This is a genomic window from Sediminibacterium sp. (genome assembly GCF_030695065.1).
Classification (GTDB): Bacteria; Bacteroidota; Bacteroidia; order Chitinophagales; family Chitinophagaceae; genus Sediminibacterium.
The window spans coordinates 546914-570805 of sequence record NZ_JAUYTR010000011.1; the positions used below are offsets into that span (position 1 = coordinate 546914).

At 35.8% G+C, this 23892-nt stretch carries 16 protein-coding genes; 8 read left to right on the plus strand and 8 right to left on the minus strand.

All coding sequences use genetic code 11. The features are described 5' to 3' along the window. Positions 1-2: 2 nt before the first annotated feature. The 6 genes from Q8S25_RS06305 to rpoN form a co-directional block, all read right to left on the minus strand. Positions 3-3089 (minus strand): SusC/RagA family TonB-linked outer membrane protein, encoded by a 3087-nt coding sequence (locus Q8S25_RS06305; protein WP_305535900.1) that lies wholly within the window; start codon positions 3087-3089, stop codon positions 3-5. 308 nt (positions 3090-3397) lie between these two features. Continuing rightward, complete coding sequence (locus Q8S25_RS06310) at positions 3398-4855, minus strand: RagB/SusD family nutrient uptake outer membrane protein (protein ID WP_305535902.1); 1458 nt, start codon at positions 4853-4855, stop codon at positions 3398-3400. A 24-nt stretch (positions 4856-4879) separates the two neighbouring features. Further along, on the minus strand, positions 4880-8014 hold the full coding sequence (locus tag Q8S25_RS06315) for a SusC/RagA family TonB-linked outer membrane protein (protein WP_305535904.1): 3135 nt from the start codon (positions 8012-8014) through the stop codon (positions 4880-4882). 106 nt (positions 8015-8120) lie between these two features. Beyond that, positions 8121-10451: an RND family transporter gene (locus tag Q8S25_RS06320; RefSeq protein ID WP_305535906.1), complete on the minus strand. Its 2331-nt coding sequence runs from the start codon at positions 10449-10451 to the stop codon at positions 8121-8123. A 57-nt stretch (positions 10452-10508) separates the two neighbouring features. Next, positions 10509-11210: a phosphatase PAP2 family protein gene (locus Q8S25_RS06325; RefSeq protein WP_305535908.1), complete on the minus strand. Its 702-nt coding sequence runs from the start codon at positions 11208-11210 to the stop codon at positions 10509-10511. A gap of 9 nt (positions 11211-11219) precedes the next feature. Further along, positions 11220-12710 (minus strand): RNA polymerase factor sigma-54, encoded by a 1491-nt coding sequence (rpoN, locus tag Q8S25_RS06330; protein WP_305535910.1) that lies wholly within the window; start codon positions 12708-12710, stop codon positions 11220-11222. 86 nt (positions 12711-12796) lie between these two features. On the opposite strand from rpoN, the gene Q8S25_RS06335 reads away from it, so the two are divergent. Continuing rightward, positions 12797-13045, plus strand: coding sequence for a hypothetical protein (locus Q8S25_RS06335; RefSeq protein WP_305535912.1), 249 nt, complete (start codon positions 12797-12799; stop codon positions 13043-13045). Here the strand turns inward: Q8S25_RS06335 and Q8S25_RS06340 are convergent, their stop codons facing one another. Then, complete coding sequence (locus tag Q8S25_RS06340) at positions 13046-14248, minus strand: DegT/DnrJ/EryC1/StrS aminotransferase family protein (protein ID WP_305535914.1); 1203 nt, start codon at positions 14246-14248, stop codon at positions 13046-13048. Between the two features lie 64 nt (positions 14249-14312). Between Q8S25_RS06340 and Q8S25_RS06345 the strand changes: the two genes are divergently transcribed. From Q8S25_RS06345 to Q8S25_RS06370, 6 genes are read left to right on the plus strand one after another with little or no spacing between them, the layout of a single operon-like run. Next, complete coding sequence (locus tag Q8S25_RS06345; RefSeq protein WP_305535916.1) at positions 14313-14957, plus strand: DsbA family protein; 645 nt, start codon at positions 14313-14315, stop codon at positions 14955-14957. Between the two features lie 53 nt (positions 14958-15010). Then, positions 15011-15415, plus strand: a complete 405-nt coding sequence (locus tag Q8S25_RS06350) for a DUF5606 domain-containing protein (protein WP_305535918.1) — start codon at positions 15011-15013, stop codon at positions 15413-15415. Between the two features lie 42 nt (positions 15416-15457). After that, positions 15458-18430, plus strand: coding sequence for a glycoside hydrolase family 3 N-terminal domain-containing protein (locus tag Q8S25_RS06355; RefSeq protein ID WP_305535920.1), 2973 nt, complete (start codon positions 15458-15460; stop codon positions 18428-18430). Positions 18431-18489: 59 nt separating this feature from the next. Next, a complete protein-coding gene (locus Q8S25_RS06360; protein ID WP_305535922.1) occupies positions 18490-20214 on the plus strand; it encodes a DUF4836 family protein in 1725 nt (574 codons plus the stop codon). Next, the gene (locus Q8S25_RS06365; protein ID WP_305535924.1) at positions 20214-20861 is read left to right on the plus strand and encodes an ATP-binding cassette domain-containing protein; all 648 of its coding nucleotides are present in this window, start codon (positions 20214-20216) and stop codon (positions 20859-20861) included. The genes Q8S25_RS06360 and Q8S25_RS06365 overlap by 1 nt, the downstream gene beginning before the upstream one ends. A 3-nt stretch (positions 20862-20864) precedes the next feature. Beyond that, positions 20865-22043, plus strand: a complete 1179-nt coding sequence (locus tag Q8S25_RS06370; RefSeq protein WP_305535925.1) for a hypothetical protein — start codon at positions 20865-20867, stop codon at positions 22041-22043. Here the strand turns inward: Q8S25_RS06370 and Q8S25_RS06375 are convergent. Next, positions 22040-23083 carry a response regulator gene (locus Q8S25_RS06375; protein ID WP_305535927.1) on the minus strand — a complete coding sequence of 348 codons (1044 nt, stop codon included), beginning with the start codon at positions 23081-23083 and terminating at the stop codon, positions 22040-22042. The two genes, Q8S25_RS06370 and Q8S25_RS06375, sit on opposite strands and share 4 nt — an antisense overlap. A gap of 270 nt (positions 23084-23353) precedes the next feature. On the opposite strand from Q8S25_RS06375, the gene Q8S25_RS06380 reads away from it, so the two are divergent. Beyond that, positions 23354-23860 (plus strand): hypothetical protein, encoded by a 507-nt coding sequence (locus Q8S25_RS06380; RefSeq protein ID WP_305535929.1) that lies wholly within the window; start codon positions 23354-23356, stop codon positions 23858-23860. Positions 23861-23892 lie beyond the last annotated feature (32 nt).

A 23892-nucleotide genomic window follows, 5' to 3' on the forward strand; every position in this document is an offset into this window, starting at 1 on the left:
TTTTAGAAATTAATATCGATACCTGTTACAAAAGTCCTAGGGTTAGGATATTCGTTCAAACTGATATTGTTATTGTCTTCAGGATCTAGACCTCTCCAAGGGCTCCAGATAGCTAAGTTCTGTGCTTGAACGTAGAAACGAGCTCCTTTGATGATGGTTGTTCCACCAGCAGTTTTGATAGGAGGAATCTGATAAGCTACTGTCAAGTTTCTGAAACGTAAGAACTTCGCATCTTCCAAATCTGAAGAAGTAAATCCTCTGTCATAAATAGAAGACTGGAAAGGCTTAACATCACCTGGTTTCTGCCACTGACCATCAATCAATTCTCTAGATGCTCTAACAATGGTATGGTATCCAGGAGTACCTCTGGTAATCCAGTTGCGAGTATTATTACTACGTACTACATCAAACTGATAAGTAAATAATGCAGAAACAGTGATTGCCTTGTAACGGATATCAAAGTTGAAACCACCCTGATGCTTTGGCAAATAAGTTCCAAACTTAGCAAAACGGCCTGCTTGCGCCTCAGAATATACAGTTGTTCCTGTAGGACCTTCGTACATTGGACGACCAGTTGCAGGATCTGCACCTAAGTAGTTAACAGTGTAATGAGAACCATAAGGTAGACCCTTTCTGATAACAAATGTTCCTAAGAAATATTCATTAACCAATCCAAGATCTTCAATATTGTTTTTGTTCATAGAATGGTTAGCGCCTACAGTGAATCCGAAATCTTTATTCTTGATTACGTCAACACTTACAGTTGCTTCCACACCCTTGTTCGTCATAATACCAGCATTTACACTTAAGCTTCCGAAACCAGTAGTTCCAGAAAGTGGCTGAGTAACAAATAAATCTACTGTTCTATTATTGTAAACATCTACAGTGAAACGTGCGCGATTTTGCCAAACAGCAAAATCAATTCCAATATTTAGCTTTTGAATTTTTTCAATTTTCAAATCTGGGTTACCTGGGTTATTAGGTACTAAACCTACTACAGTTGATCCAGCATAAGCTGCAGTTCCAAAAGTAGGAACCTGAGGTCCTTGATAGTTAGGCACTCCATTCAAAGGAACGCCATATCCACCAGTTGCAATAGATCCGATATTTGGAACGATACCATAACTAGCACGGACTTTTAAATCGGTAAAAATACGTTGGTTAGCCATGAAGTTCTCTTTCAAAGCATTCCACACAAAACCTGCAGACCAAGTGGTAATCTCACGATTCGCTTGGTTCACAATTCTTGATGTACCATCACGTCTTACGTTTGCATTGATAGAGTATTTACCATCATAGGTATAACGAGCAGTTGCAAAATAAGAGCGGATACCAAAACCAGACTTCGCAGAAGATGAGTTCTGAGGGTAAGTGGTTTGACCAGCACCAACTGGTAATGCACCTGCACCTTGACCAGTTTCTGTTAAGCGTGGGTCTAGGTTAAATAAGGTAAGACCAATACCCTTAGACCATCCACGAACTACTTCAAAATAAGCGCCAGCTTCTACTTCATGAATATTCGCAATACGCTTAGAAAATACCAAGCTGCTGGTATTGATGATTTGAGAAGTTAAACGGTGACCCTCTTGAGCCAATCCACTTTGGAACTGTTGTAGAGAACCAATGTACGATCCAGGATTAACATAACGAGAATTGTCATCGTTTGAAACGTCAATACCGAAAGTATTTTGTACGGTTAAACTTGGCAAAATTTTATATGCAACTGTTAAACCTGAATTTACTTTGATTTGGTTTAATCTATTTTTTGTGTTAGCAATACCTTCCAATAAGTTACCTACTTGAGTTAATGCTAAAGAAGTATTTGCACCAAATATGATAGAACCATCTGCTCTGTAAGGGTTCTCATAGGTTTTAGCACGGTAAGTCATTTGGAAAGGATTTCTTGGGCTATTACCTTGGAAATCTCCTTCCGCAAATTTGCTGATTGAATAACCTATTTGGTTATTGAAACGAACAGTTAACTTATCTGCAGTATGCTCTAAGTTAAAACGAACAGTATATCTAGTTAACTGAGAACCAAGATCAATACCTTGTTGGTCAAATAACCCAGCAGACATAAAGAACCTTGTTTTATCGTTACCGCCAGACAAATTGAATTCATGTGTTTTAGAAACACCTGTTCTATATAAGATATCAGCCCAATTAGAATTAATTGATCCAATGCTATCATACAAGAATTGTTTTCTTGCAGCAGTCATACCAGCAGGAATTGCTGGATTTCTTGGAGAATAAGTCCATCCTGGCGTATTATTAAAGCGCTGACGCTCTTCATATGCAAACATATCTGAAGTTTCCATCAAGTTCATTCTAGTAAAATCAGGAGCTTGAGTAAAACCATACTGCGTTCTGTAAGTTAAGTTGGTAGGACCAGCTTTACCTTTTTTAGTAGTAATAACAATAACCCCTGTACCACCTCTAGCACCATATAAAGCTGCAGAGTTTGCATCTTTTAATACAGTGATAGATTCGAAGTCGTTCGGGTTAATCGTCTGCATATCAAATGCAGGCAATGGAACTCCATCAATAACATACAAAGGCTGTGCACCAGCACCAGCAATTGACTGAACTCCACGAATGGTTACTTGAGCAGAGCTACCTGGTTGACCAGAGCCAGAGTTAACTAGCATACCTGGAACACGACCTTGTAAAGCTTGGTCAAAAGCACCTACAGGAACAGTTTCAACTACTTTACCGCTTAATACAGCAGCAGCACCAGCAAACTGGGTTTTCTTCTCTCTAGCATAACCGGTTACAACCACTTCATCAAGGTTTTCTACAGTTGATCTAAGAGATACGTTCACCACATTGTTCTTGTCTATCTTAACCTCTTTAGGGGCTAGGTTAAGACCAGAAATAACTAAAATTGTTGCGGTTGAAGGAACAGATAGAGAGTAAGTACCATTTTCCTTAGTTAGTGTACCAGCAGTGGTACCCTTCACCAATACAGAAGCCCCTGACACGGGTTTTCCACTCTCGTCTGTTACGGTTCCTGTGACAGTTCTGTTTTGAGCCTGTAGTTGAAACAGACTGAACAACAGACACAGGAATACTGTGACTAGTTTTCTCATGATTCAGTTTTTAAGTTTTTGGATGGCTAAAATAGTTAAAGAATGTCTAAATACCATGTTTTATGGCATATTAAATGTTTGAACGGTAAAAAAAGTCGGTCAAATTGAAACCATTTCAATTTTAATTTATAGTTAATTCGTAATAACATTATTTATATATTACAATTAAATATATTGTATAAATTATTAAGAAAATCGTCGATAAAAATGGGTAATTTTTAATAATTCATCTTCAAAATGGGAATATTTCAAATAAAAGAGGCCCCGATTTTAATCGGGGCCTCTAGAAAAATTAATTTCTTATCAAATTAATTGTCTACACAAAGTGGATTCAACAATAATTCAGTTGAAGAAATAGGCCAGATATATTGTTGTGCAGTTGGTGCAATTGATGCAACACCGGGCTTAGCGGGTAAAGGCAAACCTAAACGAGTTAAGTCTGTTCCAGCTAATCCTTCCCCTAAAAATTCAATTCTTCTCTCTGTAAGAATTGCATCGGCTAAGGCATCTGAATTAGCAAAGTCAGCAGCAGTAAATACAGTAGAAGCATCAGAACGACCTCTGATTGCATTTAATAAAGCAATGGCTTGTGCATCAACTGTACTAGTTGATCTTACTCTTGCTTCAGCTAAGTTTAATAGTACTTCAGCATAACGAATTACTGGGGCATAGTCTGTAAATATAGATGGCACGCTGTATTTGGTTAAGTAGCTCTTACCGCCAAATACACCCACCATTGTTCTTCTTTTATCGGTTGTTTTCCAACCAACATTAGAAACAATACCTGTAGACAATAAAGAGTATTCACCATTACCACCATTAAAAGCAGCAGGTCCATAATAATAGCCCAACTGATTTTGTCCACCTGGTGCTTCATTAGAAGCAAAAGGCATAGAGAATATAGATTCTGTAGTGGTGTATGTTTTAAATACATTGGTCACATCTGCTTGTAAAGCATGAGCTACTCCCGATGTAGCAGTAAACGGAGCAGTAGCACTTACAATCTTATTTGCTTCAGTAATTACATCTGCATACCTGCGCATACTCATATACACCCTTGTTTTTAATGCAATGGCTGTGTTTCTGTGTGCACGTGTTGTATTATTGAATGCAGAACTATTAGCTGTAGGCAAATTGGTTTCAGCAAAATTTAAATCTGCTAAAATTTGTGTATACACTTCAGCAACAGTTGCTCTTGCTTGCGCATAATTATCAGAACCAGTATTTCCTTTTAAACGCAAAGGAACACCTGGCTTAGACCCATTACCATCCCAAAAAGGACGAGCATATAATTGCAACAAAGAATAATAGCTCATTGCTCTTAATAAACGAGCTTCTGCTTGGTAATTGTTAGAAACAGTTGCACCAACAACAGCAGTTCCTTTAGCAGCCATCCCATCTAAAAATACGTTAGACAAGTTGATTACATAGTAAGCTCTTGACCAATGGTTCTGTACAGAATTGGTTGAACTGTTAGAAGGCGTATAGTTCCAAACATCAAAACCAGTTACTACGTTGGTTCTGTCGTTCATGAAATCTCCTCCGCGGATATCATTAAAAATCATATAACGTCCGCCATACATACCGGCGTTTTTAATAGAAGCATAAATTGAGCGAACCTGTCCTTCAATTCTGTCTTTGCTGTCAAATGCAGTAAGATCAGATATTACGTTGGTAGGAACCGGATTCACAAAATTTTCTTTGGCGCATGAGCTTAATTGAACCAGCCCAGCAGCCATCAAAACATATATAAGGTTCTTTTTCATTTTTCTGAATTAATAGTTTAACAATTAGAATCCAACATTTAAACCAATAGTAATAGTACGTTGGTTAGCTACTGTATTTCTGTCTATACCAAAGTTGGTAGTTCCATTTCCGTTTGAAGAAACTTCAGGATCTGGACCAGGATACTTGGTAATGATTAACAAGTTGTTTCCAGAAACATAGAATCTTGCATTAGAAATTTTTGCTTTGTCCAACAATGTTTTAGGCAGATTATATCCAACAGTTAAAGTTCTTAACTTAATGAAGTCGCCTTTGAACACGTTGATATCAAGAGGGAAAGCTGATCCGTTTGATACGTTGTCTCCAAAAACTGGTTTTGGAAATTCTGTAACATCACCAGGTTTCTGCCATCTGTTTAAAACACCTACTTCATTATTCCAGAAACGCTGATCTCTTAAACCTGCTTGAGTACCATAATATAACCAGTTACCCATTTGATAAGTAAACAATGCATTCAATTCAAAATTCTTGAATCTTAAATTGTTCTCCCATCCACCAAAAATTTTGGCATTGGTATTCTTGTAAACAATTGCATCGGCACTACTTACAGTTGGAGCAGTGGTTCCATCAGCATACATAAATCTTGCTTGACCAGCAGGAGCAACGTGTTGGAAAAACACTTGTCTTCCTTGGTTATTAATAAAAATTCTGCGACCAGTTGCTGGATCAACACCTGCTGAACGAGTAATAAATAACATACCAATTGGGTAACCAGGTAAAGTAATACTTGGATTTTCCAATCCACCAGTTGCACTCACTATATTATTAATTCCAGGAGCAAGAGACAATACTTTGTTGTCGTTGGTTGATAAGTTGAAAGAAGTAGACCATGAGAAGTCTTTCTTCTGAACCACGTTGTATTTGATATCAAATTCAAATCCTCTATTGTACATAGTACCAATATTCGTTGGAATATTAGAAGGTAAACCTGCAGAAGGAGGTTGTGGAACAAACAACAATAAACCATCGTTGTTACTATTGTAATAACCAATTTCAGCTGTTAAACGATCATTGAATAAACCAAAGTTTAAACCAACGTCTGTTTTCTTACTAGTTTCCCAAGTTAAATTAGGGTTACCGGCTTGTCCGTATGCAACAGTTGCAAAACCACCATACAAACCAGAACTATAAGAAGATAAAGATGCAAAGTTTCCTAAGCCACCAATATTACCCACTTTACCATAGCTGGCTCTCAATCTTAAGCTGCTGAAAACCTGGTCTAATTTCATATTCTGTATAAACTTCTCTGTTAACACATCCCAGCTTGCAGAAACACCCCAGAATGTACCATACTTGCTATTAGCACCCAATTGAGAAGCTCCATCTCTACGAACATTCGCAGTTAAAAAATACTTTCTATTGTAGTTGTATTGTGCACGAGCAAATTCTGAATATAAATAGTTTTCGCCAATGCCTAAACCAGATGTATTTGGTGTAGCCCAACCGCCTTGGATATTGGTAAATGCAGGGTCAGAAACAGTAACACGGTTCAAGCCATAACTATTGTTATCAGACTTTTGGTGCTCAATACCTACCAATGCACTCACTGTATGTTTTTCAGCAAATACTTTATCAAATTGTGCGGTAGTGGTCCAAACCCAACGCTTGTTTTTATTAAAAATAGCAGTTGCAGAACCTGTGGTAGAGAAACCTTCACCTGATAATGGATGAGAGAAGAAATCGTTGTCTACCATTAAATAATCTAAACCGTATTGAGTTCTAATAGCTAACCAATTGGTTGGTTTAAACTGCGCATACACATTACTAATGAAATGCTCACCATAACTGTTAGATCTATTTAAATCTAATGCAATTTGTGGGTTATAGAAACCAACTTGGCCCAACTTATTACCCATAACACCAATTAAACCACTTGCTTGGTTATAAGAACCATTAGCTAAATAAGGTCCTACGTTTGGAGCTGTAATTAATGCCACACGACCCATACCTGCAGTAGCAAATGCATCTCCTAAAGAACCAGAGCTGGTAGCAGCAGTATTTTGATCGCTGGTGTATTGAATTTTACCACCCATAGTAAAGAACTTACCCGCTTTGTGGTCAATATTCATCAATAAGCTCAAACGCTTGAAATCGTTTCTTTTAATTATACCTTGCTGTTCGGTATAACCTGCAGAGAAATAGTAATTAGTAGACTCGTTAGCACCAGATAAACTGATGGTATTGCTGTGTTGAATACCTTGACGATAAACAATATCTGCCCAATTGGTATTGATGATTTTTCCATCGGCACCTAAAGTGGTTGCAAATGCATTGGTTGCAGCATTAAAAGTACCCGCATTACGCAACGCTTCGTTTTTGTAATCGGTATATTGTTGTGCATCCAATACTTTTTGTAAACGCTGAGGATTACTAATACCAACCCAACTATCTACTGTTACTTTAGAACGACCAGGCTTTCCTTTTTTGGTAGTGATAAATAACACCCCATTAGCAGCACGGCTACCATAAATAGCAGTAGCAGCAGCATCTTTTGCTACGTCTACACTTTCAATATCGTTTGGATTGATAGAAGACAATACGTTACCAGCTGCACTGGTTGAACTACCATCCCCAGTAAATACTGCTACTCCATCAACTACAATTAATGGATAAGAAGACAATGAGATAGAGTTGGTACCTCTAATTCTAAGAACTGGAGGAGCATTCAATACGCCACTTGGAATAACTACTTGTACACCAGCTGCTCTACCACCTAAAGCTTGTTCAAAGCTTTGTGTTGGTTTATTCGCCAATGCCTCTCCTTTTACGCTGGCAACACTACCAGTAAGATCCTTTCTTTTTTGAGTACCATAACCAACTACTACCACTTCACTTAGTGACTTGTCTTCTTGGTTAAGGCCAACAGAAACAGAAGAAAGACCATTGATGTTTACATCTTTGGAATCGAACCCAACATAGCTAATTCTAAGGGTTCTTACTTTCTCAGTTACTTGAATAGAAAAATTACCACCATTGTCTGTTAGTGCATTTTTATTTGCACCCACAGCGCTAACGGTAACACCACTCAACGGTGCACCTTTGTCATCAGTTACCTTTCCAGTAACTGTTCGTGCAGTTTGAGCATATGCTTGTGCTACAAAGAGCAATGCACATGTCAAAAAAACAGCTAGTTTTCTCATGCGTTTTTAGTTTTAGTTTAAGAGTTGTTAAATTTAGGCAGTTTTTTTATACGAAACGCTGCAACAAATCGAAAACTTTCGTCCACTTATCCGCAAAAGACACCTACTATCCCCCTTTTTTACCAGAAATAGTTAATATTAAAACAGGTAATAATACCAGATTCGTAATTGTGCCCACCACCAATGTTAATGAAGTAAGCCACCCAAGTGCTTTGGTTCCCCCAAAATCACTAAAGCTAAAAATGATGAAACCAGCAATTAACACCAAAGAAGTGTAAATAATACTTATTCCAGTATGTTTAATCGTTTGAATTAAGGTTGGCCCAACTTCTTGTTGATGGGCAGGAAGTTCCTGTTTATAATTAATTAAAAAACGAATGGTAACATCAATCACAATACCTAATGCTACGCTAAAAACCAATACAGTAGAGGGTTTCAAGGCAATGCCTACCCAACCCATAACACCTGCAGTAACAATTAAGGGTATCAAATTAGGAATGAGAGAACTAAATAAAATTCTTACCGATTTAAACAGGTACAGCATGCAAAGTGTGATTAATAAGAAGGCCCAAAAAATACTTTCCTTTAACCCATTAATAATAAAACTCGACCCTTCCAGGAAACTTACACTACTTCCTGTAAAACTTACTTTATAAGTAGCCGTATCAAAAATTTGATTGGCTTTGGTTTCAAAATTGGCCAACAATTCAGGCAGCTTAGCACTGCCAATGTCTTTCATGTTTACACTTATTCTGGCTTTCTGTTTATTACTGTCAATAAAATTATTGATCAATCTATTAAATGCACTTGAACCATTTGAGGCATTGCTGTCTTTCTTTGACTTTAAATAGGGGCCAATAAAGGCCAAATCACTTTCGTAAGGAATGGCATAGCTTAATGTATCTCCATCATAAAATGCTTGTTTGGCAAACTTTAATCCTTCAACAAATGAAAGGGGCCTAGCCGTTGCATCTGAAGAATCTAAATAAGCGGAGAATTCATCAATGGCTGCAATGGGTTTAACAGAGCGCATTAAGCCGTTCTTCTTTTTAGTGTCTACAATAATTTCAAGCGGCATTACTCCCCCAAAATTTTCTTCAAACCATTTAAGATCTGTATAAATTTTATCGGCTTTGGGTAAATCATCCACAATAAATCCTTCGCTTTTGATTCTAAAAATTCCTAGTATTGAAATCAGCGTAACTACAATGGTAACAATATATACCATCCTAGTATGATGAAAAGCCCATCGCTCAATCTTTACTAAAATAGCAGCTAAAAATGCATTGTCTAAATACTTGGTATGTTTTATTTTTGGAGCAGGTAGAAAACTGAGTATAGGTGGAATAAAAAATAAGGATATAAAAAACAACAATAAAATATTGATACCAGCAACTGCACCAAATTCTTTTAGCAATTGACTTTTTGTTAATGCAAACACCGCAAACCCAATGGCAGCAGCAATATTGCAGAACAACGTTACAATACCCATTCTGCCTACCATGGTTACTAAGGCTTCTTCTTTATCTCCTTTTTCTCTGTATGCAGTATGGTATTTATTTAAAAAGTAAATGCAATTGGGAATACCAATTACTACTACCAATGGTGGAATTAGAGCAGTGAGCAAAGTGATTTTATAGCCGAACAATACCAGTGTTCCTACGCTCCAAATAACTCCCATCCCAACTACTAATAAACTCATTACAGTAGCACTAATAGAACGGAAGAAAATAAATAACGTAACAGCAGAAAGCAATAATGATCCTATTAAAAACCAATTCATTTCATCTTTGATTCTATCACCAATGATGGTTCTTATAAAAGGCAAACCACTTAATTGCAATACAGATTTAGTATTCGATTCAAAAATATTGGTCTCTTTAACAATATCGTTAATGAGTATACTTCTGTATTTGCTATTAATGGAATCCTTGCTAACTGTAACGCCTAGCAAATAGGCTTTTTTATCTGGGCTATGTAATAGAGTTCTATAAAATGGCAAGCTCTCAAAAAGCAATTTTGCAGAATCTAAATCAGCTTGATTTGCGTAAGGAGGATTGAATATTTTTTGAGGAACCAATTGTTGGTTCACCGCATCATTTAATAAATTAACTGCATCTGGCACACTTAATACATCGTTTACACCTGGCACTTTTTTAAGTCTTTGACTTAATGCATAAACTTCATTAAAAAAATCCTTCTCGTAAAACCGGTCAGATTGCAAACCAATTACCACCGTATTACCATCACTTCCAAATTGCTTTAAGAAATCTTGGTATTCAATAAACTTAGGATTATCGGTAGGCAAGGCTCTAGTGAAATCATAACTAAGTTGAACTTTAGACGCCTGCCATGCCATGAAAGCAGTAGCCAGAAATAAAATAAACAACAAACTAATTCTAAAACGTAAAATTGTTTTCCCTGCCTTATACCACATGAAAAAAGGTTGAATGAGCTGCAAAGAAACAAAAAAACAAGGTAATCAGAGGGTATATTACATTACAAAGTAATAAGACAGTAACTGACAAATTGCACCAGCAGCTAAGCCAGTATACACTTCTTTAAACGAGTGCTCATTTAAAATCAATCGAGCCGTAGAAATTAAGCCTGCTAGTAGTAAAGCAATACTAATTGCTATTCCGTCTGTATTTTGATAATGAAATGAGGTAAGGATTAAAGCCGCCGCAAATCCACCGGCTCCCATTGCATGCATGCTGATTTTATAACTATTATTGGCCAATAAGCCCGCAACCGAGCATATAAAAATACCCGTATAAAAAAACTTCAATACTTCAGGTTGGTCAGGGAAATTGCGGCTTAAATAATGCATCCACCAATAAAAAAACATGGTAATGATATATGGTACAATTCGTTCCTTTTGTGTACGTAAAAATATCCCTGTACTAAACTTAAGCCGCCATAAAAGGAATACAGCAAACGCAGGAAAAAAAGCAGTCATCCAAAAAACACCAAACAAGCGAAGTTTTAATTGCCAGTCGGTTATACCTGCAAATTCAAAAGAGTAATACTGCATTAGGTATAAAAAAAAGTAAGTGGGTATAAAGAGTGGATGAAAAAGATAGGAAAGTAACTTAGCAAAACCCGTAACAATAAAAGGCCAACTTGGGTTACTTAGAGATGCCTGTCTTGGCTCCTGCTGGTTATTGAAATAGTTGTTACTTGAGTCTGTTGTCATCTAAAAAAATTAAAGCTCTTTACGCAATCTTGCTACAGGAACATTCAATTGTTCTCTGTATTTAGCAACAGTTCTACGTGCAATATTATACCCTTTCTCTTGTAACATTTCAGTTAACACTTCATCACTTAGAGGCTTGTGTTTGTCTTCGGATTCAATCATATCACTCAAAATCTTTTTTACTTCACGTGTGCTCACTTCTTCTCCACTTTCTGTACTCAATGATTCACTAAAGAAAAATTTTAAGCGATAAGTTCCAAATTCAGTTTGCACGAATTTGCTGTTGGCCACCCTACTTACAGTAGAAATATCTAAGCCAGTTAATTCAGCAATATCCTTTAATATCATAGGGCGCATGGTTGTTTCGTCGCCAGTAAGAAAAAATTCTTGCTGGTGCTTCATAATTGCCCCCATGGTGCCTATTAATGTATCTTGGCGTTGTTTAATCATGTCTATAAACCAACGAGCAGAATCAATTTTTTGCTTAATGAAAAGGACCGCTTCTTTCTGACGCTTGTCTTTTTTGCTTCCTTTTTCATAGTCTTTAAGCATATCTCTATAGCCTTCGCTTACCCTTAAATCAGGTGCATTCTTAGCGTTTAATGTAAGTTCTAATAACCCATTGTTATTGATAACGAAGAAGTCGGGTACAATATAATTCTCCGCTTTGTTCATCTCTCCTACATTGCCGCCTGGCTTTGGATTCAACTTGATAATTTGACCAATCACTTCTTTTAATTGATCGTCTGTTAACCCTAAGCTTTTCTGTATTTTCTCGTAATGCTTTTTTGTAAACTCGTCAAAATATTTAGTTAAGATTTGAACCGCCAACTCAACACTTTTCCCTTCGTCGGTCTTTCTTTTTAATTGCAAAAGCAAACATTCCTGTAAATCTCTAGCGGCAATACCTGCAGGGTCAAATTGTTGTATTTGAAAAATGATTGCTTCAATTTCTTTTTCTTCTACAATCAAACTTTGCCTAAACGCCAAATCATCTGCAATGGATGTAAGCTCTCTTCGTAAATATCCATCATCGTCTAAACTTCCTACTACTTGTTCTGCAATGCGATAATTGCGTTCATCCAATTCTAACATCCCCAATTGATTCAAAACCAATTCATGAAAACTGGTTTCTACTTTTATAGGTATAACTTTTTGGTCATCCATTTCAGGATAATTGTCGTCCTTGGTTTTGTAATCGGCAATTTCTCCATCATCATCAACTACATATTCACTGATATCTACGTTATCATAATCATCTGCACTACCATCAGGATCAACTTCTTCTTCTCCAATACTATCGAATTCATCTTTTAGTTCATCTGTATATTCGTCTTCATGGCCTTCATCGCCCTGTTCTAGAGCAGGATTCTCTTCTAATTCCTCTTTGATTCGTTCTTCCAAATTGGCAGTTGGCACTTGCAATAATTTCATCAACTGAATCTGCTGAGGAGACAGTTTCTGCAATAATTTTTGCTGTAATGATTGACTAAGTGACATTGATTAACTAATTACGCTGTAAATTTACAAAGTTTTAAAGCCACACCATGTTTAAAAGGATTTGTTTGTTTGTGAATTTATCCCTAATGAGCGCAATTGCTGTTTCTGCTCAAACAAATAATTTCCAAAATGCTCTAAGCACACAAGCGTACAACAAAAGGTTGGATAGCTTAAAAAATAGCCCTATCAAAATATTGGCTCCCAATCATTATGTAAAAGGCCTGGGCTTTTTTTGTAAAAAAGAATTACAATTAGAAAAAGCAACCAAAATACCTTTTCGTTTTAGATTGGGTAGTTTAGATTATGTAAATAAACTAGAAGGCAAGAATCAGTAACTATTTACCAAGCACTTTATTAATTGCAGCAACCATTTTAGTTCCTTTCTCTTGAATTTGCTCTTCAGTCCAAACCAAGCTAATGGCGGTAGAAATACACCTACTCATAATTGCATCACTATCAGCAAAAACAGTTGTTTGAAGTTTTGTTAATGCTGCTTCTTGCTCCACACTAATTCTACTTAAAGTTGTAGCATTTTTTAAATGATCCCACTTACTTATATAATGCCAATTATTTGCAAACCAATAAAAATTGCCTGCTAAAATTCCTTGGGCTTTCATTTCATTTACAACAGCTTGTGTTTGATCTGCAGTTGGCAAAAACCAACTTAAAAAACTACAACTGTCTTCTCCGCCTTCGGGCACCCTTCTAAAACTAACTTCGGGAATCTGCTCCAAATATGCTCTGAGCGCCTTATTATTTTTTTTCTGCAATTCCAGAAATATGTTCAACTTTTTAATTTGCGCTAAACCAACAGCAGCATGCAATTCACTGATTCTGAAATTATATCCAATAAACGGATGCAAATCTGCGCCACGATCTACACCTAAGTGATCATGACCATGATCTGTATAACCGTCAGCTTTAGTGTAAACATCTTTATTATTCGTCATCACTACTCCGCCCTCTGCACAAGTAATCATTTTTACAAAGTCAAAACTAAAAGTACCTGCATGACCAATGGTGCCCAATGCTTTGCCCTTGTAAGTTCCACCAATACTTTGACATGCATCTTCCAATAAAATCAAATTGTTTGCATGGCAAATAGCTGATAAAGCATCTAAATCTGCCATGCTACCACACATATGGACAGGCATAACACATTTAGTTTTAGGTGTAATTGCGTTCTTAACCGCATCTGGATTTAAGGTAAGTGTGTCATCTACATCTACGAGAACCGGGATAGCACCTACACTTAATACCGCTTCAAAACTAGCCACAAAAGTGAAAGCCGGCATGATCACTTCATCTCCTGCTCCTATTCCCAAAGCTACCATGGCGGTAGTTAAAGCAGCGGTTCCTGATGATGTTAGTTGCGCATATTGACAACCAAATGTTTCGGTAATGGCTTTCTCTAGTTCTTGTGCCTTCCAAATACCTTTTCGAGGTCCATCAAATCCATACCTCATCAAAATACCTGTTTCCAGTACATCATTCACTTCCTTTCTTTCTTCGGCACCAAAAAGTTCAAAACCTGGCATATCCTAACATTTAATTGGTTAAATCTGCTGGCAAAGCTATAGAATCCATTCCTAAATTTGCAATATGAAACCAATACTCTTTTATTGTTACGATGCCTATTGTGGCTGGTGTTATGGGTTTAGCACCGTAATCACCCAAATAGCTCATCAATTCCCCAACCTCCAAATTGAAGTATTATCTGGGGGAATGGTTTTACCAGAAGAACCTGTTCACATAAGTGCTACCGCTGGATATATTCAATCGGCTTATAAAACGGTTGAAGAATATAGTGGAGTGAGCTTTGGTCCTGATTACCTATGGCATATTAACAATCCAGACCTAAGTGATTGGTATCCCAACTCTGAAAAGCCAGCTATTGCATTGTGTATTTTTAAAGAAATATACCCAGAAAAACAAGTGGATTTTGCCGCAGACCTACAAAAAGCATTGCACTTTGAAGGAAGAGACCTAACCGATGATGAGGCTTACAAGCATTTGTTAGAAAAATACAGCATCCAACCTGAGCTTTTTTATGAAAGGCTTAAAAGTGAGGAATACAAAGAGAAAGCCAATTATGAGTTTGCATTGGTGAAGCAATTGCAAGTAACTGGCTATCCATGTGTATTATTACAAGAAACGGAGACCAAATTCCATTTATTGGCTAGGGGATACACTCCTTATGTTGATTGTAAAGCTAGATTAGAAAGGGCTTTGCAATCAATTCAATAATCGGATGCTTCTCCAAAACAATTTCCTTTACTTTGCACCTCAATTAATGAACTATGGAATACAATAAATTAATATCGGTTACTGGAATGAGCGGCTTGTTCGAAATGTTGAGCAGCAAGAATGATGGCGCTATTGTAAAATCGCTCGAGGACAATACCACCAAATTTGTAAGCAGCAGAATTCATAATTTTTCACATTTAGAAAGCATTGAGGTATACACCATCAGAGAAAACGTAAATCTGGCTGAAGTATTCAAAGCAATGGAAACAAGCAAAGAAGCATTGCCTTCAGATAAAGACGCCGCTGCAGTAAAAGCTTATTTCGAGAAAGTATACCCAGATATGGATTTTGAACGTGTATATGCTAGTGATATGAAAAAAATGGTGAAATGGTTTGGAGTATTAAAAGCCAATAATATTGCTGTTGAATTAACTGAAGCACCCGAAGAAGGAGAATAAACCGATCCATTTCATACCTTGTGTGGCTATTAAACAAGTCGTATGAAAAAGTGGTTATTCATTCTAACAATCTTAGCAGTTGGCAATACTGCATTGGTGGCGCAGCAGTTTTATGAAGAAACGCCCGAAGCCATTAAATGGGTAAATAAGAAATTTAAAAAACTAAATAAAGACCAGCGCATTGCGCAGTTAATGATTATTCGCGCCCACAGCAATTTGGGTAATGATCATGTATCAAAAGTTTCAGAGACCATCCGTAAATACAATGTGGGTGGTCTTTGCTTTTTTCAGGGTGGCCCTGTAAGACAAGCCATGCTTACCAATATGTATCAGTCAATGGCTAAAACGCCTTTGATGATTAGCATTGATGGTGAGTGGGGCTTAGGCATGCGATTAGATAGTGTCATCAATTTTCCTCGGCAATTAATGATGGGGGCAGTAAATAATGCAGCGCTAATTTATGAATTTGGGAAAGCAGTTGGAGAACAGTGCAAAAGATTAGGCATCCAAGTAAACTATGCGCCTGATATAGACATTAACAACAATCCAATGAACCCTGTCATTAACGACCGAAGCTTTGGAGAAGATAAATACAAAGTAGCGTTATATGGTACATCTTATATGCGCGGCATGCAAGATGTTGGCGTAATGGCTACAGGCAAACATTTTCCAGGTCATGGAGATGTAGCAGTTGACAGTCATTATGATTTACCTATTATTAATAAATCTAGGGCTCAATTAGATGAATTAGAACTATACCCCTTCAGGGCTTTAATTAAAGCAGGGTTAGGCAGCATGATGACAGCACATTTATACATCCCTGCAATTGACACTACAGCAAATTTGGCAGCAACCCTTTCTAAAAAAAGTATTACCGATTTATTAAGAAATGAATTAGGATTTAAAGGACTCAGTTTTACTGATGCCTTAGAAATGAAAGGAATCACCAAATACTTTCCTTCTGGCGAAGCTTCAGTAGAAGCCCTTATTGCAGGTAACGATATGCTTTGTTTGCCAGAAGATATACCTGGCACTATTGCTAAAATTAGACAAGCAATTGACAATGGAAGATTAAGTTGGGAATCAATAGATGCACGGGTAAAAAAAGTATTATTAGCAAAATATCATTTGGGGCTTAATAAACTTCAACCAATTGATACCACTAATTTAGTAAATGACTTAAACGTTCAAACCAATCGAATTAGAACCCTACTTAGCAAGAACGCCATCACTTTATTAAAGAAAGAAAACAACCAAATATTCCCAATTAAAAAGGGGCAACGCATTGCCTATATTGCTATTGGTGCTCCTGGAGAAAATACAATTACTACTCAACTCAAGAATAATTATAATGCAACTGTATTTTTATTTGGTTCAAGGGCAACCATAGGAAAACAGTTGATGGATGATCAATCAGCAAATAATATTCCAGCAGAAAAAGCAGATAGTAGTTCGGCCAATACATTAATTAAAAAAATTAAAGAATCAGGTTACGACTTAGTCATTGTTGGCATGCATAACTATAGCAGAAGGCCAGCAAAGAATTTTGGGTTGAGCAACGCCTCCGTTTATTTACTAAATGCATTGCAATCGTTTAACACCCTCAATTTATATTTTGGCAATCCCTATGCAATGGCAAATTCTAGTAATCCTGTGAACTTATTAGCTTGTTATGAAGACGACGATATAACACAGGATGCTGTTTATGATATTTTAATTGGCCGCAATGAGTCAAAGGGAATATTACCAGTGACCGTAACGCCTTCACTCACTTATGGCACTTCAATTACTTATAATAATTATTACCCTAAAGTGCAGGCATGGGAAGCAGGGTTAGACGCCAACAAACTAAATAGAATAGACTCCATTGCTAATGATGCTGTTGAAAAAGGTGCAGTTCCTGGCTGTGTGGTATTGGTAGCTAGAAAGGGAAAGATTGCTTACCATAAGGCATTTGGCTATACCAATTTAGACAAAAAAGAGCCCATCAACCCATCTATGATTTATGATTTAGCTTCGGTAACAAAAGTATCAGCTACTACTGTTTCAATTATGAAATTGGTAGAAGAAGGCAAAGTTGATTTAGAAAAAACTTTGGGCGACTATTTAGATTGGACCAAAAATTCAGATAAAGCAAGCTTAAAATTAAAAGACATTTTATTACACCAAGCTGGGCTTAAATCGTTTATTACTTTTTACAAAGAACTTTTGGATAGCTCAACCGGAAAGCCTTTACCAGCATACTTTAGAGAAAACCCTACGCCCGAATTTTCAGTGCGAGTAGCTGAAAATATTTACTTAAGAAACGATTGGCAAGACACCATTTTCCACAGAATTCTAACTAGCCCATTAACAAAGGCTGGACAATACATTTACAGCGACAACGATTTTATATTCTTAGCAAAAGTGGTTGAATCAGTTAGTGGCAAAAATATTCATGATTACAGTAAAGAAATATTTTACGATCCATTGGCTATGACCAGTACAGGTTTTACTCCAAGAAAATATTTCCCTTTAAATGCTTTGGTTCCTACAGAAGACGAAAAGCATTTTAGGCAGCAAATGATGAGAGGTGATGTACACGATGAAGGAGCTTCTTTATTTGGAGGTATAGCCGGGCATGCTGGTTTATTTAGCAATGCCTATGATTTAGCACAATTGTATCAAATGCTACTCAATGGAGGCACCATGAATGGACAACAATTCTTAAAAAAAGAAACCATCCAACAATTTACCGCTTACAATAGCACTGTAAGTAGAAGAGGGCTGGGTTTTGACAAACCGGAAAAAGACAATTCAAGCAGAAAAGAACCCTATCCATCTAAATCTGTATCGCTGAATACCTATGGTCATACAGGCTTTACCGGCACATGTGTTTGGGTTGATCCAGACAACGATTTAATCTATATTTTCTTATCAAATAGGGTTACCCCAACTAGAAATAATACCCTTTTTGGAAAAATGAATGTACGTCCAAATATCCAGGAGGCCATTTATCAGGCTATTATCAATTAACATCACATTTATACGTGAATACCGCTGTAAGAATTAACTTCAATGTATAATTTTTACTTATGAAACGCGGTATTCACTATTTTATGTTGATTGGAATCAGCAGCATGTTCTTGATTTCTTGCTCTAATAATGCCCCTAAGGAAACCAAATTGATTCCGAAGGAAGCTATGATTGTAGTTAGCATTGATCCCAATGCATTAAAAGAGAAATTACAAAATGGGGGAATTAGCATTGATAGTATTCTATCAAAGGGATACCAAAAAGACTCTACCCAACCCGAAGACCAACAAAAAGTAGCCGATTTTAGAAATAGTTCTGGCATTAATTGGGAAGAAAAAATTCACTTTTTTAGTTACCCACAAAAAGAGAATAAGAATGCCAATATCATGAATTTACTATTTAGTATTTCAGATTCAGCCGTGTTTAACCAATACTTAAGCAAATTAAACTGGAAGGATAAAAAAGCTTTCGCTAAAGAAAAAGAATATCAATACTTACCATTAAGCGACAATAATATTTTGGCTTGGAACAAAGAACATGCATTGGTAATGATTTACGAAAACAAAGTAGTTCCCTACTATGATACCGTAAATATGCGATTTGTTATTCCCGAAAAGAAGGACAATAAAACAACAATGTTGACTGAATTGTCTCGATTGTTTTCACAAAAGGAATCTGCTTCAATGGCTTCTGTTAAAGAGTTTGGTAAAATGTTTAAAACCAAAGCAGAAGGTTATTTATTTGCAAGCTCAGGAGGTTCATTGGCTGCTTTAAGTGGAATGCCATTACAGTTACCTAAACTAGAGGAGTTGGTTAACAATAATTATACCTCGGCAACTTTAGCCTTTGAAGAAGGCAAAATCATTGCAAAATCGGTAACCCATACCAACCCATTATTAAGTAGTATTTTAAAAAAATATGCAGGGCCAACAGTAAATACCGATTTAATCAAAACTTTCCCTTCACAAAATATTAATGCAATCGTAATGGCTTCATTTGATCCTGCAATATTTGGAGGAGTTTTAAAAGAATTAGAAGTAGAAGGATTTGTGAATGAATTTTTAACCAAATCAGGTGTTACAGCTTCGGAATTATATGGAGCAATTAAGGGTGATATTGCTGTTGTTGTTTCCGATTTAGGCATCGGTATGACTGAGCCTCAAACAAGGAAAGACGAATTATCATTGGTTGTGAAAAAGCCAATGGGGAAATTAATTATTAATATTCCTGCAGGAAAGCCTGAAAGTTTTAAGAAAGTATTGGATAAAATTGTTGACCGTGGCTTTGCAGTTAAGAAAGGCAATGAATATAAGTCTGGAGATCTATTTGGTCAAATGGGAATCTATATGGTAGCAAATGAACAAGGAATTATTATTGCTAGCGACTCTGTTACTTATTCCCAATACAAATTGAATAATTCAAAAACCAGCATTAATACTGAAGCTTTAAATTATTTTAAAGGGAAATCAACTGTTTTATATATTGATGTAGCCAATACTTTAAATGGCTTTATTAAAGACTCTTCTGGAGGATATTACAATTCTTTAATAACTGCCAAAAATACCATTAAAGACATCATGGGAAGTTCAGAAAACTATTCTAACAACAGCATTAGTTCTGTATTAGAAATTAATATGCAGAACCAAAAACAAAACAGTTTAGTTACCCTAGTAAGCTTATTTACCAATATTGCAGTTGATACAAGAGCAGTTGCAAGACGAGAAAAAGAAATGGAGGAAAAATTATTCCCTTCAGGAATTCCAACGGTTATAAGAGCCAATTAATGCATTTTAAATTAAATAATGTAATACCGGCAATTCTTGCAGATAGACCATCTGTAAGAATTTCTGGTATTTGGGGGCAGGCTATTGAATGGAAAAAAGGAGACTTTATTAAAATAACCGCACCGAGTGGTACTGGAAAAACCACATTGGTCCATCTACTTTATGGGCTAAGAAAGGATTATTCAGGTGAAGTGTTATACGAAGGAAAAAATATTCAGTTAATAGATTCGTCTGAATTAGCAAATTTAAGACAGCTACATTGGAGTATTGTTTTTCAAGACCTCCGACTCTTTCCTAATTTAACTGCAAGAGAAAACATTGAACTCAAAAGAGTTTTACAAAACCCAATTGTTCGCGTAGAGCAAATAGAAGAAATGGCCAGCCAATTAGGAATTTTATCCATTTTAGATCAACAATCAATGCATTGCAGCTATGGTGAACAACAAAGGGTAAGTATACTAAGGGCATTAATGCAACCTTTTGATTTCATCATACTAGATGAACCTTTTAGCCATCTGGATAATGCAAATAAAAAAATTGCAGCCGCTTTAATTGAAGCGGAATGCAAAAAAAGAAGTGCAGGATTAATCATCACAGACTTAGACAAAGATGAACACTTTGATTATCAAGTAAGTTTAAACTTATAAGCTTTGTTAAATCACTTATTAAAAAAACTAATTCGAAATCACTCGGGTATTATTCGAATGATTACTTCTAGAATAGGACTTGGCATTGCTGTTTTTCTATTATTAACAGCAATTCAAATTCAATCTAATTATCACTTTTTATTAAATAGCTCAAATAATAAAGACAGTATTGCAGATTTTTTAGTAATCAATAAAATACTAGACAATAATAATTTAAGTAATACCAAATTAGACCAAGACCTAATTAATGAAATAGCGAAGCAGCCATTTACAGAATCGGTTGGCATACTTACCCCAAGTAGATTCAAAGCCAGTATTCAAAGCATTAGTGATCGATTTCCTTTTTATACAGATATTTCATTTGAGAGTGTTCCAAGTGATTTTATAGATGTAAAAAACGATCAATTTAGTTGGGATCCTAATGCAGCTTATGTGCCAGTGATTGTACCCAATATGTTTTTAGACATATATAATTTTCAATTTTCAATATCACAAAACCTTCCTCAACTTACTCCAGCCATTGTAAAAATGATTGTGTTTAAATTGACTGTGTATGGCAAAAATGGGCCAATTAGCTTTAACGCAAAAATTGTAGGATTAAGTGATAGAATATCTTCAATGTTAGTGCCTGTAGAATTTATTAGATGGGGAAATAATTATGCCGAAACCAAATCAAATAATGAAGTATCGAGATTAGTATTAAAAACCAATGACCCTTCAAATGCTGCAATAGTAAGCTTTTTAAAGAAATACAATCTTAGTACTAATACAGAAAAATTAAGGTATAGTAAATACAGAAAAGTAATTGATGCTGTAGTTGCTATTGCTGGATTAACCGGAGTACTTATGCTGGTATTTGCTTTAATAATTTTTACTTTATTTATTCAATTAACTATTTCCAATTGCAAACAAGAGATTATTCTTTTGATTACATTAGGTGCAGCTCCTAAGCAGTTATCAAAATTTTTATTGCGTCAATTTTATCCAGGTAATCTTTTAAGTATTGGATCGGCAACCCTTTTACTTATATTGTTGCAATATGGATTAAAAATATTCTTAGAAAAGCAATTGATTTTTATTCCAAGCGCCATTTCTTGGATTACCTTAATAACCGTTGGCGCCTTATCATTCTTGTTATGGATTGTTACAAAAAAAGCAATACAAAAGCATATTAATGCTTAAACATAAAGCATTTCTTTAACCATTTCAGAAGAAAGAGGTTTGGTTATATAATCAACTACCATTGGGTATTTTCTGGCTTTATCTCTATCATAAGTATCAATAGAGGAGGATAGCACAATTACCTTTGACTGAATATGAAATTGCTGGTAATTTTCCAAGAATTCCCAACCGCTACTAAAAGGAAAATTTACGTCTAGTAAAATTAAATATTCACCAGATTGGTCTGCGGTTTTAAGAAATATTTCTGCCGCTTCTATATCAGTAAAAACAACCACTTCAATTGTACTATTTACCATTTGAATAATCCGCTTATTAATGATATTAGTAAGGCCATCATCGTCAATTAAAATTATTTTTTTATACTGGTGATTCTTTTTGTAAAAATCAAAATAACCATCTGTTTGATTAAAAGAAAGTTTATGGTTTATTTTAAAAATAGTACTGTTGATTACTTGGATAGAATGTCTTGATGCAGCAATCATTTCATTTCGTTCCTTTTCACTAATTTGAATATTATCAAGCATTTGAATAATGGATTGAATTTTAGCATATTCATGCCGCAATTCATGAGATGTAATGAACGACAGTTCTCTAAATGTTTTATCGCTTTTCTTTTGCTGTTGCTCAAACCAAAGTATATCTGTAACATCAGTTAAAATACCTGTTATGCTGTAGTCATCTTCCACATTTGCAAGCTTTGTACATCGCAAATTGAATACTCTACAAACACCTTTTTTACAAAAAAAACGAATATTCTCTCCATCCTCATTTACAGAATGCTGATCTATAGTAGAAGCCAATAATTTCTTTAATAAATGACGATCGTCTTCATGTGCTATAGCGTATAATTTTTCGAAAGCAATTGATTCTTCCAGTGTATTATTTTCTGAAAAAAAATTTGCGAAATGATCGTTGAAAAAAGTGAAAGACTGATTGGCTTGATTGGCTAAAAACAATGCATTCTGAGAAAGCGCAAAAAAACGCTTCAATGCGGAAAAAGCCTGCTTTTCATTCAAAAACAACCGGTTTTCAGTAAACATATTCCAACTATTAAGATTTAAATGCAGGGTTTTGCTACAATTCACCCCTTTTATGCTGTAAAGATGGGATTCAAAAAGACAAAATGCTGTGGTACTTATATATATAGTCAGCGTGATTTCACCCTATTTTTTGTAGTGGTAAAATTAAATATTTGATTACCAATTATTTATACATTATAAATTAAATTAATTGATAAAAACATGATACTTTGCATTCAAACTTGAATTAATTTACATTCACAATCCTCGCAAACAATAAAATCGCTAGTTATGAAAAACCTATTCTCGAAACGCTTTTTAGCCCTGGGAGTAATTGCTTCTCTAAGCTTTACTGCATGTCAGAAAGCAGAAACAGAAGCCAATACACTGCAATCAAATAAGAAAGATACAGAAATGAATGTTGTTGGGTCAGCTGCTAATGCAACTGCCATCAATGGCTTAATTTCTGAAAGTGCTGCAGCTAGAATGCAGGCAACATATAAGAAAAATTACGTTGGTAAGAATTATACCGAACATGTTGTGTTCAATATTGAAGATTTGCAGAAATACCTCGAGCAATTGAAAAAAACATATAACTCAGACAAGGTATATGTGTATTTTGGCCAATACGATGAAGTTACTGCCCCTAGTCCTTCTTACAAAGGCAGAGTATCGGTATTCTTCTTAGGCAACAATAAAAGAAGCAATAGCGGCAATTTCAGAAGCCAGGATATTGGTGATGGTAGTACCCCAGGTGATGGTTCCAATTATTTGAACCACGGTTCTATTTGGCCTTAATTTTCAGTTCGGCTATTATTTAGTAGTTTCAT

Coding starts and splice junctions, on each gene's coding strand:
- Q8S25_RS06305 (WP_305535900.1), bottom strand. CDS start 3,089: ATGAGAAAACTAGTCACAGTATTCCTGTGTCTGTTGTTCAGTCTGTTT.
- Q8S25_RS06310 (WP_305535902.1), bottom strand. CDS start 4,855: ATGAAAAAGAACCTTATATATGTTTTGATGGCTGCTGGGCTGGTTCAA.
- Q8S25_RS06315 (WP_305535904.1), bottom strand. CDS start 8,014: ATGAGAAAACTAGCTGTTTTTTTGACATGTGCATTGCTCTTTGTAGCA.
- Q8S25_RS06320 (WP_305535906.1), bottom strand. CDS start 10,451: ATGTGGTATAAGGCAGGGAAAACAATTTTACGTTTTAGAATTAGTTTG.
- Q8S25_RS06325 (WP_305535908.1), bottom strand. CDS start 11,210: ATGACAACAGACTCAAGTAACAACTATTTCAATAACCAGCAGGAGCCA.
- rpoN (WP_305535910.1), bottom strand. CDS start 12,710: ATGTCACTTAGTCAATCATTACAGCAAAAATTATTGCAGAAACTGTCT.
- Q8S25_RS06335 (WP_305535912.1), top strand. CDS start 12,797: ATGAGCGCAATTGCTGTTTCTGCTCAAACAAATAATTTCCAAAATGCT.
- Q8S25_RS06340 (WP_305535914.1), bottom strand. CDS start 14,248: ATGCCAGGTTTTGAACTTTTTGGTGCCGAAGAAAGAAAGGAAGTGAAT.
- Q8S25_RS06345 (WP_305535916.1), top strand. CDS start 14,313: ATGAAACCAATACTCTTTTATTGTTACGATGCCTATTGTGGCTGGTGT.
- Q8S25_RS06350 (WP_305535918.1), top strand. CDS start 15,011: ATGGAATACAATAAATTAATATCGGTTACTGGAATGAGCGGCTTGTTC.
- Q8S25_RS06355 (WP_305535920.1), top strand. CDS start 15,458: ATGAAAAAGTGGTTATTCATTCTAACAATCTTAGCAGTTGGCAATACT.
- Q8S25_RS06360 (WP_305535922.1), top strand. CDS start 18,490: ATGAAACGCGGTATTCACTATTTTATGTTGATTGGAATCAGCAGCATG.
- Q8S25_RS06365 (WP_305535924.1), top strand. CDS start 20,214: ATGCATTTTAAATTAAATAATGTAATACCGGCAATTCTTGCAGATAGA.
- Q8S25_RS06375 (WP_305535927.1), bottom strand. CDS start 23,083: ATGTTTACTGAAAACCGGTTGTTTTTGAATGAAAAGCAGGCTTTTTCC.
- Q8S25_RS06380 (WP_305535929.1), top strand. CDS start 23,354: ATGAAAAACCTATTCTCGAAACGCTTTTTAGCCCTGGGAGTAATTGCT.